Raw genomic sequence first — 17,577 nt, 5'->3', positions numbered from 1 at the left:
GGGTGACCGCCGCCCGCACACCACATCTCGGCATCACACCGCACCTCCACGCAGCTCCCCCGCCACAGCCCGGCCCCCATAGCACAACACGGCCTTGTATCTGCATCTTTTCCGTGGTGCACCTGTAAGGACTCGGCAGACGGTCGGTTTTTGTCGGAGTGCGGAATGCGGGTTGGCTATAATGACTTCGGCTGTTAGAACGCATTGTATGGATATCTGGAGGTATGCATGTACAAACGCACCAAGATCGTATGCACGATGGGTCCCGCTTGTGACGACGAGAACATCCTTCGTGAGATGATGAAGGCGGGCATGAACGTCGCCCGCTTCAATTTCTCCCACGGCTCCTATGAGGAGCACAAGGGCCGCATCGAGCGCGTCCGCCGCATCGCCAACGAGCTTGGTCGCCCCATCGGCATCCTGCTCGACACCAAGGGCCCCGAGGTGCGCACCGGCCTGCTCAAGGACCACCAGAAGGTTGAGGTCCATACCGGCGACAAGATCATCGTGACCGCCCAGCCCACCTCCGAGGATTTCGCCGGCACCGCCGAGCACATCTCCCTCGATTACCTCGCCCTCCCCTCCGAGGTCGTCCCCGGCTCCCGCATCCTGATCGACGACGGCCTCGTCGGCCTCGAGGTCGAGTCCGTCGACGGCGCCGACATCCACTGCGTCGTGCTGAACAACGGTCTCATCGGCGAGCGCAAGGGCGTGAACATGCCCAACGTCAACATCTCGCTGCCCGCCATCACCGAGCGCGACCGCCAGGACATCCTCTTCGGCCTCACGCAGAACATCGACTACATCGCCGCCTCCTTCATCCGCGACGGCGCCGCCGTCGAGGAGATCCGCACCCTCTGCCGTGAGAACGGCGGCGAGCATGTGACGATCTTCCCGAAGATCGAGTGCGCCCTCGGTGTCGACAACTTCGACGACATCCTCGAGCACTCCGACGGCATCATGGTCGCCCGCGGCGACCTGGGCATCGAGATCGCGCCGGAGCTCGTGCCGCACATCCAGAAGCAGATCATCAAGAAGTGCAACGACGCCTACAAGCCCGTCATCACCGCCACGCAGATGCTCGACTCCATGCAGCACAACCCGCGCCCAACCCGCGCCGAGGTCGCCGACGTCGCGAACGCCATCTATGACGGCACCGACGCCGTGATGCTGTCCGGCGAGTCCGCTGCCGGTCAGTACCCGGTCGAGGCCGTGCGCATGCAGGCCCAGATCGCGCACGAGACCGAGAAGCACCTGCCCGCCCACGGCAAGCTCGAGGTCCCGGCCGGCTCTCACGGCACCCGCGTCGTCAACAACGTGGTCGGCCTCTCCGCGGTGAACATGGCCACGGCTGTCGGCGCCAAGTGCATCACCGTTCCCACCACCACGGGCCGCACCGCCCGCCTCGTGTCGCACTTCCGTCCCGCCATGCCGATCATCGCGTTCTCCCGCCACGAGTGGGCCGTGCAGCAGATGATCATGTACTGGGGCGTCGAGCCGCACCTCGCCGCCATCACGCAGGGCACGGTCAACGGCACGATCGTGAAGGCGATCGAGACCGCCAAGGAGCTCGGCTACGTCGAGAAGGGTGACATCACCGTCGCCACCGCCGGCGATCCGCGCATGTCCGTGCAGCTCGAGGACAAGATCTCCTCGACCAACGTCGCCTACGTGGCCCAGGTGCGTTAAGCGAGACGCATCCACATACACGAGGCTTCGGAACCCCGGTCGCCCAGCGCGGCCGGGGTTTTTCGTTGCGCGCGCTTCTCGTTCGTCATGCTCCAGCTGTCGACAGGGTGCCTTGTTGCACCACCCCTCTCGGCACCCAAACCGTTTTCCCTCTACGGACGTATACGATCCGTTACACCGAGCTCTACCTGCGGCTTGCAGCCATTGAGCGCCCGGGGCGCTCCCCATTTGCGAACCAAAATGCAGCCCCCGGTTGGTGGAGGCGACCCCTTTGCTACCCTATGGTGAGAGCTGTCCCAGCGGTTCTCAAAACAAAGGAGCGCCATGGGCTTCCGAGACAACCTGCAGCACCTCCGCCGCACACGCAACATGACCCAGGAGCAGCTCGCGATGCTCGTCGGCGTGAGCCGTCAGAGCGTCACCAAGTGGGAGGCCGAACGCGCCTACCCCGAGATGGACAAGCTCATGAAGCTCTGCGACATCTTCGGCTGCTCCCTCGACGACCTCGTCAAGGGCGATCTCACCGACACGAGCCCCGCACCCACCGAGGTTGTCGCCTCGGGGCCGGCATCGGACATCTGCGGGTACGACGCCCACATGCGCTCACGCGCACGATCCGTGGCACTTGCAATCTTCGTCCTCTGCCTCGGAGGGGTCGGCGGCATCCTCACCAGCCATTACATCCCCGGGGAGGGGCCCACAGCCGTCGCCTTGTTCGCAGGCGCCTTCCTCGGCCTGGCGATCCTGATCCCCACCGGCCTCAACTACAGCGAGTTCAAACGCGCCCATCCGTTCATCGAGGACTTCTACACACCCGAGGACCGGCGCCTGGGCACCAGCCTGCTTGCCCGTCTGCTGATCATCGGCATCGGCATCATCTTCATCGGCGTTGCCGGGGCCGCCTTCCTCGATAGCGCCACCACGGATGCCACCGGCGAGCTCGCGGGCGCCTGGGTGATCGGATTCGGCGGCTTGGGTGCCAGCGTGATGGCATATGCGGGCATCATGCAGAGTCGGTTCAACATCGCCGCGTACAACAACTCAAAGGACGCGGATGCGGATCCCGATGATTTCAAGCTGACTGGGCGCGCAAAGAAGCTCGTCGACGCCATCTGCATCATCATTATGCTGATCGCATCCGTTGTCGCAATGTTCTTGCTTTATTTCGGCCCAGGCGGTCTGAACGACTACTTCTGGCTTGCCTGGGTCGTCGGGGGGATCCTCTGCGCGATCGTCAGCATCATCTTCTCCGTGCTTCCCGAGTCGAAGTAGTCACGGCAAAGCGCTGCAAACACCGACTGCGGCAGATCCATCGCTTCGCAAACTCGTGGATTTTCAGCCCGATGGTCAAAACTAGCAACTTCTTGGGCACGCAGGAGCCTGATGAAGGTTTCTGCGTGCCCTCATCAGGCTCCGCGCTGCAGCATGATGAAAAAATAGTAGTCATATTAGATTAAATGATCACGAATTAAGGCTGCGCAAGCTTATCGTCCCAGAGGACTCTTCCCCATTTGCCCAAGAAGTTGCATGTTTTGACCAGCCGCTCGATTCTTCGCGACATGAGCCCGTCTGACGGCTGCCCGACAGGCGATCATCTGGCGATACCATGCCGATGGCCCCACCCTTGAGGACCCCGTGCGCCGCCTGGTCAAGACTACCCTGTCATTTCCCCCTGCCGCGCCCTACTTCCGCGGGCCCCGCGCCGCAACGTGCATGACCGCCAGGCCAAGCAGGGCCGCCGTCACTGAACCGGCGAGGATGGCCGCCTTGGCCGCCAGCAGGTTGAACGGATCGCCAGGGAAGGCGAGGCCGGAGATCAGGATCGACATCGTAAATCCAATGCCGCCGAGCACGCCGACCCCCATGATGTGGCCGAGCGTGACCCGCTCGGGAAGCTCCGAGAGGCCGAACCTCACCATGAGCGCCGTCACGCTGAAGATGCCCACGGGCTTGCCCACGAGCATACCGAGGTAGACGCCGATAGCCACCGGATCCAGCGCCAGAGCCACGAGATCGACCCCCACAAGCCGCACCTGCGCGTTCACGAACGCGAAGATCGGCAGGATCACGAAGCTCACCGGCGTCGAGATGTAGCGCTCCAGACGAATGAGCGGCGGCGTCGCCCGGTGCATGACCCGCTCAACGCCGGCGGCCGCATGCGTGAACTCGTGCTGACCGAGCACGTGGCTCTCCTCATCGAACTGCTCGTCGAGGGCCGGTGCGGCCTCCTCCTCGAGCCACCCGGCCAGGTTCTCGAGCTTGAGACCGGACCCTGCTGGCACGCAGAAGGCGAGGATGACGCCGGCAAGGGTCGCGTGGACACCGGATTGGAACAGGCAGAACCACAGCAGGAGCCCCAGCAGGATATAGGGCGCGAGCCGGATGTGCTGGGTGCGGTTGAGTGCTGCGAGCGCGATGGTCACCGCAGCGGCGGCGACCAGCCAGAGCAGATCGGGGCTCTGGCCGTAGAAGAGTGCGATCGCGACGATCGCGATGAGGTCGTCGGCGATCGCGAGCGTGCTGAAGAACACCCGCACGCCCGCCGGCACGCGATTGCCGAGGAGGGCCATCACCCCGAGCGCGAAGGCGATGTCGGTCGCCATGGGGATGGCCCAGCCGTGCACGGCCCCACCGCGGTTCACCAGTGCGAAGATGCAGGCTGGCACCACCACGCCGCCCACGGCGGCGAGCATGGGCAGCAGGGCGCGACGCGGCTGGCGAAGCTCGCCCACGCAGATCTCGTACTTAAGCTCGATACCCACGAGCAGGAAGAAGATCGCCATGAGAAAGTCGTTGACGAAGACCTCGACGCTGAGCGCCGCAGCGAGATCCCCGACACCGAAGAAGATGGGGGCCATGAGCAGACCGTGAATGGACTCGTAGGCGTCGGTGTTCGCGCAGATCACCGCAAGTATCGCGGCGACCACCATGACGGCGGCCGAGATGGTGCCGCTTCCGGTGATGCGCTCGTACGTCGTTCGGCGGCGCATGCGCCGCTGCTGGGTCTCGGTGAAGATCTGCTCGATGTTGTCCATGGCGTCCTTTCCTCCCCGTGGCACGGGGAATACCGGACGCGCCCCTGAACCGCTCGATTCAGGGGCGCGTCTTCGTCGGGTTCAGCCCGGGATCTGCCGGGACGGCCCCGCTTAGTTCCCTGCGGCGATGATGGGGGCCGCGACTTGCTTCTTGCGGGAGAGCACACCGGGCATCCAAACGCCCTCAGGCTCGTCGGCGATGCCGAGACCGCGCTGGGCGGCCTCGGTGTCACCCATGAGCAGGACCTGCGAGCCCTCTTCCAGGATATCGGTGATGAGGAGCACCACGCCGGCGGCATCGTGCTCGACGCGGTAGGCCTCCATGGCCTCGCGGATGGCGGGAAGCTCCTTCAGGGCCGCGGCGCCGTCCACGGTCTCGTACTGGCCGATGAAGAGGTCCTTGCCGTCCACGGTGAAGCGCTTTATGTCGCGGGTCACCATCTGCTCAGGCGTGAAGTCGCCCGAGCCGCGGCTCTTGAAGATCTCCTTGCCGTACTCGACCGGGTCGACGCCCAGGCGCTCGCCCCAACGGGCGGCGAAGCGCCGGTCAACGTCGGTGGTGGTGGGGCTCTTGAGCATGACCGTGTCGGTCATCATCGCGGCGAGCAAGCAGGCGACCTGCGCATCCGTGGGCTCGATACCGTAGGCGTCGAACAGGTACGAAATGACCGTGCAGCTGGAGCCCCAGGGCAGCACCACGACGAAGGGCGGCTGCGCGGTCTCGAAGTCACCGATGCGGTGGTGGTCGACAAGGCCGATGACGCTGGCGTTCTCGCGACCGGGCACGGACTGCCCGCTCTCGTTGTGGTCGGTGAGAATGATCTGCTGACGCTCCTCACCCTCCGCCGCGGGCTCGATGCCCTCGATGAGCCGGGGCTCGGCGATGCCCCACTTCTCGAGGACGAGGGCCGTCTCCTTGGGCAGAGGCCCCAGACGGCAGGGCTCGTAGGTGTTGCCGTCGTTCAGCGCGTTCTTGAGCTGCGCGAACATGACGGCCGACATGATGGCGTCGTTATCGGGATTCTGGTGTCCGAGGACGAGGATATTGCTCATGGGTCTCCCCCTTTGACGTGCTTGACAGGCCAATCTATCCTAGCACGTCCCCGATGCGAAGCATGCCGACCGGGCCCGTGACGCAGGCGGAAAACACGGCGGGCCCCTCCGCGCTGACAGAGCTGCGCGGAGGGGGCCCGATCGATCTCATGGGTCAAACCCCGGCGGCCTTAAAGACCGCCTGGGCACCCGTTGCAGGCTTGCTAACGGCGGCGGCGGATGGCCACGACGCCCGCACCGGTGGCGGCGACACCTGCGAGGGCGATGGCGCTCATCTGCAGCAGGGCGACGTCGCCGGTCTTGGGCAGCTTGCCCTTGACACCCTTCTTGACCTGCGTGGTCGTCCCGTCAGTGCCGGGCTCGGGGGTCTTGGGCTCGGGATCCTTGACCTTGGGCTCGGTCACGGTGATGGTGGCCGCGTCGGAGGTGGTGGAGAGGCCCTGGGCGTTCGTCGCGACCGCGTAGTACTGGAACTCGCCGACCTGCGAGGTGTCAACCGGAAGCGTGCTGCTCGTGTAACCCGTGAGCTCCTCGTCACCGGCGGCACGCTCGGTAGAGGCGGCGGCGCGGCGGTACCACTGGAAAGTGAGCCCGGCGTCAGAGCCCTGAACGCCATCCTCGACGGTGGCCGCAACGGTGAGCGGCGTGGCAGCGGCACCCTTCTCATACGCGGCCGAGACGGGATGGGCGGTGATGGTGGGGGCCACGAAGTAGCCGGCGTAGCTGATCGGGGTCTTGAGGCCCTGGGTGGCAGGGTCGTAGTCGCTCGGGACGAAGGGCGCGGAGAAGTCGCCAGCCTTCACATAGGCGCGCATCTCGTCAGCGAGGGCGTGGAGCTTCTCGTAGGCGGAGCGGGAGACGCGGGCGAAGAGGTCGTTCGCGAGCGCGGTGCGCTCCTCCCCTGCCGGCGTGTTCTGCATGATCTTGTCGACGATCTCCTGCTGGGCGATCACCGAGCGCTGCATGGCATCGAGGTAGGCGCGGGTGCCCTCGGCCATGGAGGAGCGGTTGTTGTACGCGATGGTGTTGATGTCCATCAGCGCGTAGTTCAGGATCCCGCTCTCATCGTCCTCAAGGGCCTTGTCGAGGTTGTCGTCCTCGATATCAGCGCCGCGGTGCGAGGCGTCGAGGCTGTCCCACTTGGGATAGAGGTCCTCGGGCACCTCGGTCAGCAGGGCGGAGTAGCTCGGCAGGGCCACGCTGAACTCGGTGCGGGAGAGGGAGGTCCACTGGATGATCGCGGTGTCGGGCGACTGGTTGTGGCGGATCTCGAAGATATGGCCCTCAACCGTATTCTTGTTGCCCACGGAGTAGAGGCCTGAGTTCAGGTTGGCGTTGAGGTTCGAGGTCTGCTCGCCGCGGGCGGCGATGGAGCGCAGCGCGGTGAAGGTGTCGATCTCACGGCCGGGCTTGAACATGAGCTGCGGGGACACGACGGTCTCGACGTTTCCGTCCGCCTTCAGCGTGTAGTCGACACCCTCGGTGAGCGGGGCGCCGAAGTACGCGCGGGCCTGGACATAGCGGATGTACTGACCGGACCCCGCATTCTCCCGGCCGTAGGTCTGTCCGATGTTGATGGTGCCGTCCTCGTCGGTCTTGAGGATGCTGGCACCCTCGGGCACGGACACGACCCCCTCGGAGTGCACGACGTTACTGGCGTCGTCCAGGTCGACCTTGTACTCGATGCGCCCGATGTTGGGGTTCGCCGAGACCACGTCGGAGCTCATCTTGATGGCGACCCACTGGTGGCCGGAGAGCTGGCTGAAGATCCAGGTCTCCTTGGAGTCGGCGATGATGATCTGGTTGGCCTCGCAGGAGCCGTGCTCGTCGACGATCTTGCCGAGCTTCTCGACGCCGTCGCGGGCGCTGTCAGAGATGGAGAGCACCACGTCGGTGAGGTTGTACTCGCCGATGCCCGTGGGCACGAGCGGATCGACGGCCTTGATCGCGTCGTTCATGTACATCGAGAGCGTGGCGGAGACGGCAACGCCGTGCTCGTTGATGCCCGCCTCGGAGTAGACACGCTTGGCGACGGGGTCGTTCTCAGCGCCCCACTCCTCGGGCTGGTCGCGCACGTAGGTGTAGCGGTACCCGGGACCAGAATAGGTGTACTCAAAACCCGAACCGATGACGGAGTCGTTCTCGAAGGAGCGGAACTGCGGGTTCTCCACGCGCTCCTGCACGCCGAAGGCCTTGAGGTACCGGGGGTTCCAGTCCTCCGCCCGGCCGACAAAGGTGGAGCCGTTCGTGGTCAGGTCGCTGCCCATGTAGACCTGGGTGCATGCGAGCGCGTTGATCGGAGCCGCCATGATGAGCGACGCGGCCAGCATGCCACCTCCCGCGACCTTCCCCAAGACAGAACGTAGTTTCATCTTGCCTTCCCTTTCTTCCGTGTCCAGCACCTCAGTCTCAACGCTGCATGCGATCTGATGATACTCAGTTTCTGCCTGTTTTTATTCAATTTGATGAGACGGGTCCCCCAGACGGTCGAAAGTCTGCCGTGGACGGAAACGGCAACATTCGCGCAGAATCTGACGCGTATTCCGTCCCATAGCGGGGTTGTTAAATAACATATCAGATAAACTGCAATGCCAGTTTGGTACCTAGGGATAAATGATGCACGATAAGCCCTTTTTCTGCTATCAGATGCAGCGCTGAGAATATTCATTCTCCAAATACAGAAGGGAGATCTGCCCCGGCAAAAAATCGGGCCGACCAGAAGGTCGACCCGAAAATGATCGCATTGACAGGCGGCGCGGCCGCGATCGAGGGGCCATGCGCCGAAGTGTGCGGCGAGCCTACGCCTTGAGCTCCGCCAGGGCGCGGTGCACGTCGATGAGCTCGACGGCCATGATGCGGACCGTCTCCGTGCTCGCCATCTGGTCCTCGGCGTGCAGGAGGATGAGCGGCGCGACAGGCTCGCGCTCGCCGGCGGCATCTGCCTGCAGGAGCTTCATGTGCGCGTCGTGCCCGCCGTTGTAGGCGGTGTCGCCCTCGGCGATCAGCTTCTCGGCGCCCTCGAAGTCACCTGCCTTGGCGGCCTTCACGGCGTTCACGAACGCGCTCTTGGCCGTGCCCACGTAGCTGATGATCTCAAAGCAGGTGAGCTGCAGCTCCTCGGTCTCCTCAGGGGTCATGGCGCTCCTATCCAATCTTCTCGATGGCGGTGTCGATGATCTTGGCCGCGTTCATGCGGCCGTAATCGGCCATGGGGATGACCTCGACCGGGATGTCCTTACCGGCGACCGCGGCCGTGAAGTCGTCCTTGGTGTAGCCGATCTGCGGGCCGAGCAGGATGATGTTGGCATCGTCCAGATGGTCCATGGCCTCGTTCAGCGGGCGGGCCTCGATCTCGACGTCGAGCCCGCGGCTGGCGGCCTCCTTCTGCATCTTCTGCACGAGCAGGCTCGTTGACATGCCCGCGTTGCAGCACAGCAGGATCTTCTTCATGAGAGCTCCTCTCGAAAGGCGCGCCGACCCGAGCCGACGCGCCGGAAACCATACCGATATCTTACGCGGTTTCGCCCTCGAGCTCAGCCTGCTTGATGAGGGACCTCTCGGAAACCTTCATGAAGGGCAGGTAGAGCAGGACGTCGACCACGAGCAGGATGACCTGCAGCACCACCGCGGCGACATCGCCGCCCGTGGCGAGGAAGCTGTTCAGGAACAGCGGGGTCGTCCAGGGCACCTGGATCGCGCAGGGCGCGATGATGCCGGCGACGGTGGCGAGGTAGGACACGATGATGTTCACCGCGACGCACCCCACGAACGGGACCATCAGCGGCACGTTGTAGACCACGGGGTAGCCGTAGATGACCGGCTCGTTGATGTTGAAGATGCCGGGCAGCAGGGCCATCTTGGCAACCTCGCGGGACGGCTTGTACTTGCCCCAGATGAACGTTGCGATCAGGAGGGCGATGGTGCAGCCGGAGCCACCGGTCAAGGCGAACACGTTGATGATGTCCATGTTCATGTAGTTCTCAACGGGGATCGCCTGGCCGGCCTGGAAGAGGGCCGTGTTCTCGAGCAGGACGATGGTGAGGATGGGCTCCACGAGCACGCCGTTGATGGTGGTCTGGTGGATACCGAGGGTGAACAGGAAGGTGCCGAGGCAGTACACGAAGACGAGGCCGGGCAGGCTCGTGACGACGGAGCGCAGCGGCGTCTGGATCCAGGTGTTGATGAGCGTGATGAGGTCGGTCGAGAAGGCGGCGTTCAGGATGAGGGCCACGACGGCGAAGCTGCCGAGGGTGAGCATCATCGGGATCAGCACATTGAAGGACTTCTCAACCGCGGGCGGCACGCCCTCGCCGAGGTGGATGGAGAGGCGATCGATCTCGGAGAGCTTGATGAAGAGCGTGGTGGCGAGCAGGCCGATGATGATGGCGCCGAACATGCCCTGGGTGCCGGTGTTGGCGGTGCTGAGCACGCCGCCGACCTCGGCAGTCGTGATCTCATCAGTCAGCAGCTCGGAGGTCGCGGCGAGGTTGGCCGTGACGGTCTGCGGCATCATGATCACGAAGGCCGCGATGGCGATGACCACGCAGGAGATCGCGTTGTCGAAGCGCTTGTTCTTCGCGAAGCTGTAGCCGATCATGCCGGCGAGCAGCAGCGCGGAGATGCTCAGCGTGCCCGTGGTGATGGCGTTGCCCCAGTACTGGAGCGTGGTGAGCAGCTCGGCGTTGGGCGCGAAGCCGGTCTCGCCCCAGATCTTGTCGAACACGACGGCGTTCACCAGCACGCCGATGCCGGCGAGGATGAACAGCGGCATGATGGTGGCGAACGCGTCGCGCAGCGACCGCAGGTGCACCTGGTTGCCGATCTTGGCGGACTTCTCGGCGAACACGTCGAGGAGCGCCTGTCCCTTCTCAGAAGCCATGGTTTCTCCTATCCCTTTCCTGTTAAAACCCTTGGTTCCTATATCCACGGGAGGCTTGCCGCACGCCCCCGCGTCCTCGCTCGCACCGGGCTCCCCCGATGGCGGCCGAGCCGTCATACGTCAGTCGAGCACGTGCGTGCGGGTGACCTCGGCGAGCCAGTCGGCCGAGCGCTTGAGGCGGCGGCGGTAGCCGTCCATGAGGTCCACCTCGACAAAGCCGTAGCGGTTCTTGAACGCGTTCGACCAGCTCCAGTTGTCGATGAGGCCCCAGTAGTGGTATCCGCGGCACGGTGAGCCCGCAGCGATGGCCTCGGAGACGCTCACGAGGTGATCGCGGACGAAGTCGACGCGATAGGGATCCTCGATGCGGCCGTCCTCCCCGCGGTGCTTGTACTCGTCCATCACACCCATGCCGCTCTCGGACACGAACCACTCGAGGCCGGGGTAGTTGTCGCGCACGTCGATGCCGAAATCGTAGAGGCCCTGCGGGTAGATCTCCCAGCCACGGCTCTCGTTCATCCGCGCCTCGGGCCAGATGTACTCGTCGGCGAAGCGCGGCAGGCCGTACTCGTCGCGGTCGCTTGCCGGCGCCTGGACGCGCGTGGGATGATAATAGTTGCAACCGAGCCAGTCCACGACGCCCTCGGCGAGGATCGCGTCGTCGTCCGGGCGGACGGGAAGGTTGACCCCGCGCGCGCCGAGGGTGTCGACGACGTCCTCAGGCAGGTGGCCGGCGGTGATGAGGTCGAGCCACCAGCGGTTGTTGATGCCGCCGATCATGCGCACGGCCTCGAGGTCCGCGGGCGTGGGGTCCTCACGCGTGTAGGTGGGGGTGAAGGCGTTGATGAGGCCGATCTTGGCGTCGGCGCGCACCTCGCCCGCAGCCTGGGCGCGGCGGAAGGCGGCCACCCCGAGCGCGTGGGCGAGCGAGATGTGGTACTGGACCGTGCGCGCGCGACCGAAGTCGTGCAGCTTGGGGTACCAGACACCCTCCTGATAACGTTGCTCGGGCTCGACAGTGGGCTCGTTGAAGGTGAACCAGTAGCGCACCTCCTGACCAAATTCGCGGAAGGCGAGCTCGGCGTAATGCGCGTAGGCCTCGACGACCTCACGGCGCTCCCAGCCGCCGCGCCGGAACAGGAAGGTGGGCATGTCGAAGTGGTAGAGGTTGACGAAGCACTCGAGGCCGGCCTCGCGTGAGGCGCGGAACAGCTCGTGGTACCAGGCTGCGCCCTCGGGGTTGATCTCGCCCTCGGCGGTGAGCAGCCGGCTCCACTGAATCGAGGTGCGGTAGGTGGTGAGCCCGAGCGAGGCCATGAGCGCGAGGTCCTCGCGATAGCGCGCCATGAAGTCGTTGCCCGCGTAGCTCCCGACGCGGTTGTAGAAATCGCCGAGATCCTCGTTCGACCAGGTGTCCCAAAGGTTCTCGATCTTGCCGCCGGAACGCCAGGCGCCCTCGGTCTGAGGACCGGACATGGCCGCACCGAAGAAGAAATCCTCTGGCAGCGTGTGCTTCCCCATGCGCTTCCCTTCCTTCCTTTAGCTGCGGACATCTATATTGTCCCGCTTTGTTAAGAAAAGTATAGCGCTCTAGTTTTTCTTGTAAAGCGTTATTTTCTCAAATGCAGGTATATCAGTGTCAGAAGCGGCTATACTCTCAAGAGCACCGATAGCGAGGGATATCATGCTGAAATACGAAGTGATCGCCGCAGACATACAGAAGAGCATCGAGGACGGGGCGCTCAAGCCAAATGAGAAGCTGCCCACCGTGGTCGAGCTGTGCGAGCTGTACGGGGTGAGCAAGATCACCGTCCGGCGCGCCATGGAGTGGCTCGTCGAGAACGGGCTCGTGGCGAGCCGGCGCGGCAGCGGCACCTTCGTGAAGAAGCCCATCACCCTGCCGGAGAACCCGCTGGTCACCGGTTCGAACGAGCGAGCCGAGGGCTTCAGCGCCCAGCACTACAAACACAGCGAGCGCGTCACCTCGAAGGTCTACGACTTCTCCGTGGTGACCCCGCCGGCGCACATCGCCGAGCTGCTGAACATCGAACCCGACGACTTCGCCTACTACCACTGCCGCGTGCGCCTCTCAGACGACGTGCCCATCGCCATCGAGTACACCTACATGCCGCTCGACCTGATCCCCGGCCTGAAGCGCCAGCACCTCTACGGATCGGTCTACCGGTACCTGCGTGACGAGATCGGCCTGACCCTGTCGAGCTTCCACCGTGCGATCCGCGCGGTGCCGGCCACGGAGTCCGAGGCCGAGCGCCTGGACACCGAGGTGGGCGCGCCCCTGCTCGAGCTAGAGCAGGTCGGCTACCTCGACAGCGGCATCCCGTTCGAGTACTCGCGCTCGCGCAACGTCGGCGAGCGCTACGTGCTGAACAACATCACGCTCGCGTGATGTCGCCGGAGGGATCGGCCTGCGGGCCGTCCGCATACCGTGGTACCGTGGAACAAGCGTTTCCACCAAACGATGAGGAGCATCCATGAGCGAGTCGAATGAACTGATCCACCTGCAACCGGTCTTCCACGAGATGCTCTGGGGCGGAAGGCGCCTCGAGACCGTCTTCGGTTACCAGATCCCCGACGGCCCCATCGGCGAGTGCTGGGCGATCTCGGCCCACCCTCACGGCGACTGCCGCATCGAGGGCGGCCGCTTCGACGGCCTGCTGCTCTCTGAGCTGTGGGACCAACATCGCGACGAGGTCTTCCCCGGGGCCTGCGGCGACCGCTTCCCCCTCCTGGTCAAGGTCATCGACGCCGCACAGGACCTGTCCATCCAGGTGCACCCCGACGACGCCTACGCGGCCGAGCATGAGAACGGCAGCCTGGGCAAGCGCGAATGCTGGTACGTCCTCGACTGCGACGAGGGCGCCACGATCATCGTGAACCAAAACGCCCGCTCCCGCGAGGAGTTCGCGCACATGGTCGAGGAGGGGCGGTGGAGCGAGCTTTTGCACGAGCTGCCCATTCATCCGGGCGATTTCTTCCAAATCAACCCCGGCACGGTGCACGCCATCAAGGCGGGGACCCTCATCCTCGAGGTCCAGCAGTCGAGTGACATCACCTACCGCGTGTACGACTACGACCGCCCCGACAAGAACGGCAACCTCCGCGAGCTGCACCTGCAGCAGAGCCTCGATGTGATCGACTACGACGCGCCGGCGCCCGACTCCGGCGCGGTGCAGGCGCCCGAGGTCGACGGGGTCTGCGTGCTCGAGGAGAACGACTCCTACACCGTTGAGCGCGTCCGCGTGTCCGGCGCGAAGACGCAGAGGAACGAGAGCCCGTTCCTCTGCGTCTCGGTGATCTCCGGCGAGGGCACGATCTGCGGCGAGGCCGTCGAGAAGGGCGTGCACCTGATCGCTCCCGCTGCCGTGCGCGAGCTTGCGCTCGATGGCGAGATGGAGTTGATCGTCAGCCACGTGTAGGGCCCCGCCTTCCGGGCACCGCGCCTAGGGCCAGGCCTGAGCCCGCGTTCTAAGCGGGGCATCGAGAGCCTCAGAGACGCCCTGCACCCTCAAGGCCAGACCTCCACAGGCCAGTCTCCTCCGTCGGGCAACCCGGAGCGGTGTCTTTGGAAAACGCATGCGGCATGAAAAACCGCCCGTCCAGAATGCGGTCACCTCGCATCCGGACGGGCGGTCTTGTTTTCAGCCGCCGGCTCCATCTCGCAGCCGTATGGGCGAAGGCCCGCGGCGCAAGCTCAGACGGGCCTTGTGCCCTTTATCGATCGGCGGCCTTCTTGCGGCGCATGACGACACCGGCTGAAGCTGCCGCGATGGCAGCTGCGAGCAGGCCGATGGCCGCCGGCGCGCCATCGCCGGTCTGCGGCAGGGCCGCGCGCTTCTTACGATGGGTCTTGGGTTTCTTCGGCTTCTCCTGCGGCGGCGCCGGGGGGTCCTCGTTCTTCGTGTTTTTCACCGTGAAGCCGGAAGCGGCGTCGCCGGACACCTCGGAGGTGTAACCGCTCACCGCGTCCTCGACCACGGTGTAGGCGATCTCCTGGCCGTTGCGGTAGCGAGGCAGGTCTTCGAAGGGCCCGGTCCAGTTGCCCGCCTCATCCAGCGTGAGCGTCTTGCCGGTGTCGACACCATCCGCGAGCAGGCGAACGGTAACCGGACCGGCCGCAGGGCCCACCCACGTCTTGGTCACCGGAATGGAGCGCACCTCGGGGGTGTACGCGTTGGTGATCGTGAACCCGGCTGTCGCATCGCCCGTAACCGTGGACTCGTAGCCCGCAGTCGCGCCCACCTCGCGGACGGTGTACTCGATCCGCCGCCCGTCCTTCGTCTGGAACAGATCAGACCAGGTGTGCGTCCATCCGTTCTCGGCGCTCAGGGTGACCGGGGCCCCCACGGCCTCCCCATCGGCGTAGAGCTGCGCCTTGATCGAGGTGGGCGGATACCGTCCTGGTTGTCGGCATCGTCCCAAGCCTTCATCACCGAGACGGACGTCTTGCCCGGCGTGTACCGGTTGGTGATCGAAGGCCCGTCGATATCGGTGGAGTAATCCGGCACCGCGTCCTCGGTCACCGTGTAGACGTACTCGTTGCCGCGCGCATCGTACCGGGCGAGCCCCGCGAAGCTGTACTCCCAGTTGTCAGCGGCGGTGACGGTCTTGCTCGCGATCTTCTGGCCGTTCTGCAGGAGGTTCACGGTGATGGCGGACGGGCGCTTGCCATCGCGGTTGCCGCCGTCGTCCCAGGTCTTGTTGCCCGCGACCCGCACGGTCTCGATATTGGTGTTGGTGATGGTGAAGCCGCCGACCGCGGTGCCGGAAACCTCACTCCGATATCCGGGGACCTCGTCCTCCACCACCTCATACTTGATCCCCGTACCGTTCGGATGATACAGGCGCAGATCCTCGAACGAGCCTGACCAGTCGTTGTCGCCGTTCAAGGTGAGCCGCTTGCCGGTGTCGGCACCGTCGGCGATCAGGCGCACGGTCACGGAGTTTCGGGCCGGACCCACCCACGCCTTGTTGACGTCGATCTTGATCCGAATCGGCTTGTTGGTGATGGTCTTGACCGCTCCGCCGGTTGGGGTGACCGTGAGCGTGTGCTCCTCCTCGCTGAACAGGTACCCGCGGGGCGGAGTCTTCTCCTTGACCTTGTAGGTGCCCTGAACCAGAATGCCTGAGGTCACGGTGCCGTCGGCGCCGGTGGTGAGATCAAAGGTGGTGCCATCGGGGCGCGTCACCTCAAACACCGCGTTGGCGAGCGGCGTGACACCGTCTTCATCGAGCTTGATGAGCTTGATCTTGCTCGCAAGGTCGCTCTCGGCCGATCCACCAGAGGAGGCGGCATGATACCAGCTCGTGAAGGTCTTCTTCTCATAGCCGATGGAGGTGATGGACGCCGAGTTGCGCAGCGTCGACCCAGGCACTTAGGTGCTCACGTACTCCAGGCGGTACTGCTCACCGTTGATGTTGCCGAGCTTGAGCTTGAAGGAGCGCCCGTCCGGGGCGATCTCGAGCTTGTCGTCGATGTCCATGCTCGTGCCCCAGTCGGTCACGTTCCCCTTCTGGTCCATCACGACGCGGCGGAGCGAGAAGCTGTTGGAGATGTAGCGCTCGGTGCCCGTGCCGCCGGTGAGCTTATCTTCGACCACGACGTTTGAGAGCGTCGCCTTCCCATGGTTGATGCGCATGATCCAGCGCGCCTCGCGCTCAGCGGGGTTACCCTCAGGATCGAAATTCCCCTGGCCCCATTTCGCGATGTGCTCGTCATGGAGGTCCTTCGGGCCTGTGACCTCGATGTCCTTCTCGATGGTCTTCCCGTTCGCGGTCACCTTGAAAGTGTGCTTCTTGTTCGTCTCCGACTGTCGGATGGCGAATTTCGCAGCCAAACGGATCGAGCCCTTCACGTTGTAGCGGTTCTCGATGGCGTTCGTGAAGGTGACGCGAACGGTGCCGCCCGCATCACCGGGCCCCGGCGTGACATGCGCGTGCGCCACGACGTTGCCCTCGGAGTCCTTGATCTCGAAGTCGCGCGCCGTGGTCCCCGACGGGAACCTCATGTTGTCGGGCAGGGTGATATCGAAGAAATCGCCCTCGTGGATGTTGATCCCGTTCGAACTCGCGTCCCAATCCATCACGAGGTTGAACGTGTCCGAGTAGAACATCGAGTCCGTGGTCTGGTTCCGGGTGTTTTGGATCTCGAATTTGGTAACTGTGACGTTCGCGGCCACCACCGGGGCGCGCTGGGCCTACGGCCCCTGATCGGCGGCCGGGGCAGACGCGCCGTCTGCCTGGGCGCGCAGGACCGGCTCCGCGGCCGTCGAGGCGGTGGCGGAGGCCGCCGTCGACACGGCGGTGACCTCGGAAGCAGCCTCGGCGGGGCTACCCCTGGTGGCGTTCGCCCGCGCGGCCTCGCCGGATGGTTGGTCTTCCTTGGAAGACGTCGCAGTGGACTGATCGTCCGAGGAAGGAGCGGATTCCTCGGCCTGCTCCTCCTTCACCGCAGCGGCACGGGACCGGGAGTCCTCCTCGGTCCCTGTCGAGCTTGCGGTCGCCGACGGCGCCGTAGCCTGCTGCGTGCTTGTCAGCGCCTGCGTCATGCCGGTGGGCATGCAGAGTCCGACCATGGGCAGCAGGCTCACGATCCACCGCAGTCTGTTCTTCATGTGCACTCCTTTTCTAGGGCCCTCGTCGACTTGCTCGTTCATGCATAAGGGCCCTCGACATAGCGATCCAGGTCGCAAGTAAGGGAAATGTAAAGGAGTGTGACATATAGGATGGCTCTGTTCATAGAATTTGCTGAGGACTGATTTTTCACATAGGTTTGTAGTTTTTTATCTATATTCGAAAAAACAAACGTATATATCGATAATAAGATACAGCCCCCTATCGCACGGGAATGACGCTGCCCCGCAGGGGTGAAGTGCTGTTTGCTCATTGAGCAGATGCTCGCCC

15 protein-coding genes are annotated in these 17,577 nt (G+C 64.4%); 4 read left to right on the top strand and 11 right to left on the bottom strand.

Features of this window, described 5'->3' with window-relative positions:
* The first annotated feature begins 228 nt into the window (after positions 1-228).
* Both pyk and CAP13_RS07855 read left to right on the top strand, forming a co-directional pair.
* Entirely contained in the window at positions 229-1,689 is a 1,461-nt protein-coding gene (gene pyk, locus CAP13_RS07860) for a pyruvate kinase (RefSeq protein ID WP_085831049.1), read from the top strand.
* Positions 1,690-2,013: 324 nt separating this feature from the next.
* A complete protein-coding gene (locus tag CAP13_RS07855) occupies positions 2,014-2,961 on the top strand; it encodes a helix-turn-helix transcriptional regulator (protein WP_085831048.1) in 948 nt (315 codons plus the stop codon).
* Positions 2,962-3,371: 410 nt separating this feature from the next.
* Here CAP13_RS07855 and nhaA read toward each other — a convergent pair whose 3' ends face one another.
* The 7 genes from nhaA to CAP13_RS07820 all read right to left on the bottom strand — a co-directional run bounded on the left by nhaA (position 3,372) and on the right by CAP13_RS07820 (position 12,177).
* Positions 3,372-4,724, bottom strand: a complete 1,353-nt coding sequence (nhaA, locus tag CAP13_RS07850) for a Na+/H+ antiporter NhaA (RefSeq protein WP_085831047.1) — start codon at positions 4,722-4,724, stop codon at positions 3,372-3,374.
* A 111-nt stretch (positions 4,725-4,835) separates the two neighbouring features.
* Positions 4,836-5,777: a DHH family phosphoesterase gene (locus CAP13_RS07845; RefSeq protein ID WP_085831046.1), complete on the bottom strand. Its 942-nt coding sequence runs from the start codon at positions 5,775-5,777 to the stop codon at positions 4,836-4,838.
* Positions 5,778-5,980: 203 nt separating this feature from the next.
* Positions 5,981-8,149, bottom strand: a complete 2,169-nt coding sequence (locus tag CAP13_RS07840) for a C69 family dipeptidase (RefSeq protein ID WP_097677698.1) — start codon at positions 8,147-8,149, stop codon at positions 5,981-5,983.
* 426 nt (positions 8,150-8,575) lie between these two features.
* Positions 8,576-8,914 (bottom strand): PTS sugar transporter subunit IIA, encoded by a 339-nt coding sequence (locus CAP13_RS07835; protein ID WP_085831044.1) that lies wholly within the window; start codon positions 8,912-8,914, stop codon positions 8,576-8,578.
* A gap of 7 nt (positions 8,915-8,921) precedes the next feature.
* Entirely contained in the window at positions 8,922-9,227 is a 306-nt protein-coding gene (locus CAP13_RS07830; RefSeq protein WP_085831043.1) for a PTS sugar transporter subunit IIB, read from the bottom strand.
* 61 nt (positions 9,228-9,288) lie between these two features.
* Positions 9,289-10,656 (bottom strand): PTS sugar transporter subunit IIC, encoded by a 1,368-nt coding sequence (locus tag CAP13_RS07825; protein ID WP_085831042.1) that lies wholly within the window; start codon positions 10,654-10,656, stop codon positions 9,289-9,291.
* Positions 10,657-10,776: 120 nt separating this feature from the next.
* Positions 10,777-12,177, bottom strand: a complete 1,401-nt coding sequence (locus CAP13_RS07820; protein ID WP_085831041.1) for a glycoside hydrolase family 1 protein — start codon at positions 12,175-12,177, stop codon at positions 10,777-10,779.
* 163 nt (positions 12,178-12,340) lie between these two features.
* On the opposite strand from CAP13_RS07820, the gene CAP13_RS07815 reads away from it, so the two are divergent.
* A complete protein-coding gene (locus tag CAP13_RS07815; RefSeq protein ID WP_085831040.1) occupies positions 12,341-13,063 on the top strand; it encodes a GntR family transcriptional regulator in 723 nt (240 codons plus the stop codon).
* Between the two features lie 85 nt (positions 13,064-13,148).
* Positions 13,149-14,093, top strand: a complete 945-nt coding sequence (locus tag CAP13_RS07810; RefSeq protein WP_085831039.1) for a type I phosphomannose isomerase catalytic subunit — start codon at positions 13,149-13,151, stop codon at positions 14,091-14,093.
* Between the two features lie 295 nt (positions 14,094-14,388).
* Here the strand turns inward: CAP13_RS07810 and CAP13_RS07805 are convergent, their stop codons facing one another.
* The 4 genes from CAP13_RS07805 to CAP13_RS07790 form a co-directional block, all read right to left on the bottom strand.
* Positions 14,389-15,021, bottom strand: a complete 633-nt coding sequence (locus CAP13_RS07805; RefSeq protein WP_245798960.1) for a Cna B-type domain-containing protein — start codon at positions 15,019-15,021, stop codon at positions 14,389-14,391.
* Entirely contained in the window at positions 15,000-16,049 is a 1,050-nt protein-coding gene (locus CAP13_RS07800; protein WP_085831037.1) for a Cna B-type domain-containing protein, read from the bottom strand. The genes CAP13_RS07805 and CAP13_RS07800 overlap by 22 nt, the downstream gene beginning before the upstream one ends.
* Positions 16,050-16,787: an Ig-like domain-containing protein gene (locus CAP13_RS07795; protein ID WP_218775332.1), complete on the bottom strand. Its 738-nt coding sequence runs from the start codon at positions 16,785-16,787 to the stop codon at positions 16,050-16,052.
* An 84-nt stretch (positions 16,788-16,871) separates the two neighbouring features.
* The gene (locus tag CAP13_RS07790) at positions 16,872-17,288 is read right to left on the bottom strand and encodes a hypothetical protein (protein ID WP_085831035.1); all 417 of its coding nucleotides are present in this window, start codon (positions 17,286-17,288) and stop codon (positions 16,872-16,874) included.
* Positions 17,289-17,577: the final 289 nt, after the last annotated feature.

The organism is Collinsella vaginalis (genome assembly GCF_900176655.1).
Taxonomy (GTDB): domain Bacteria; phylum Actinomycetota; class Coriobacteriia; order Coriobacteriales; family Coriobacteriaceae; genus Collinsella; species Collinsella vaginalis.
The sequence above is the reverse complement of the archived record's forward strand: the minus strand, read 5'-3'. Positions and strand labels throughout refer to the sequence as shown.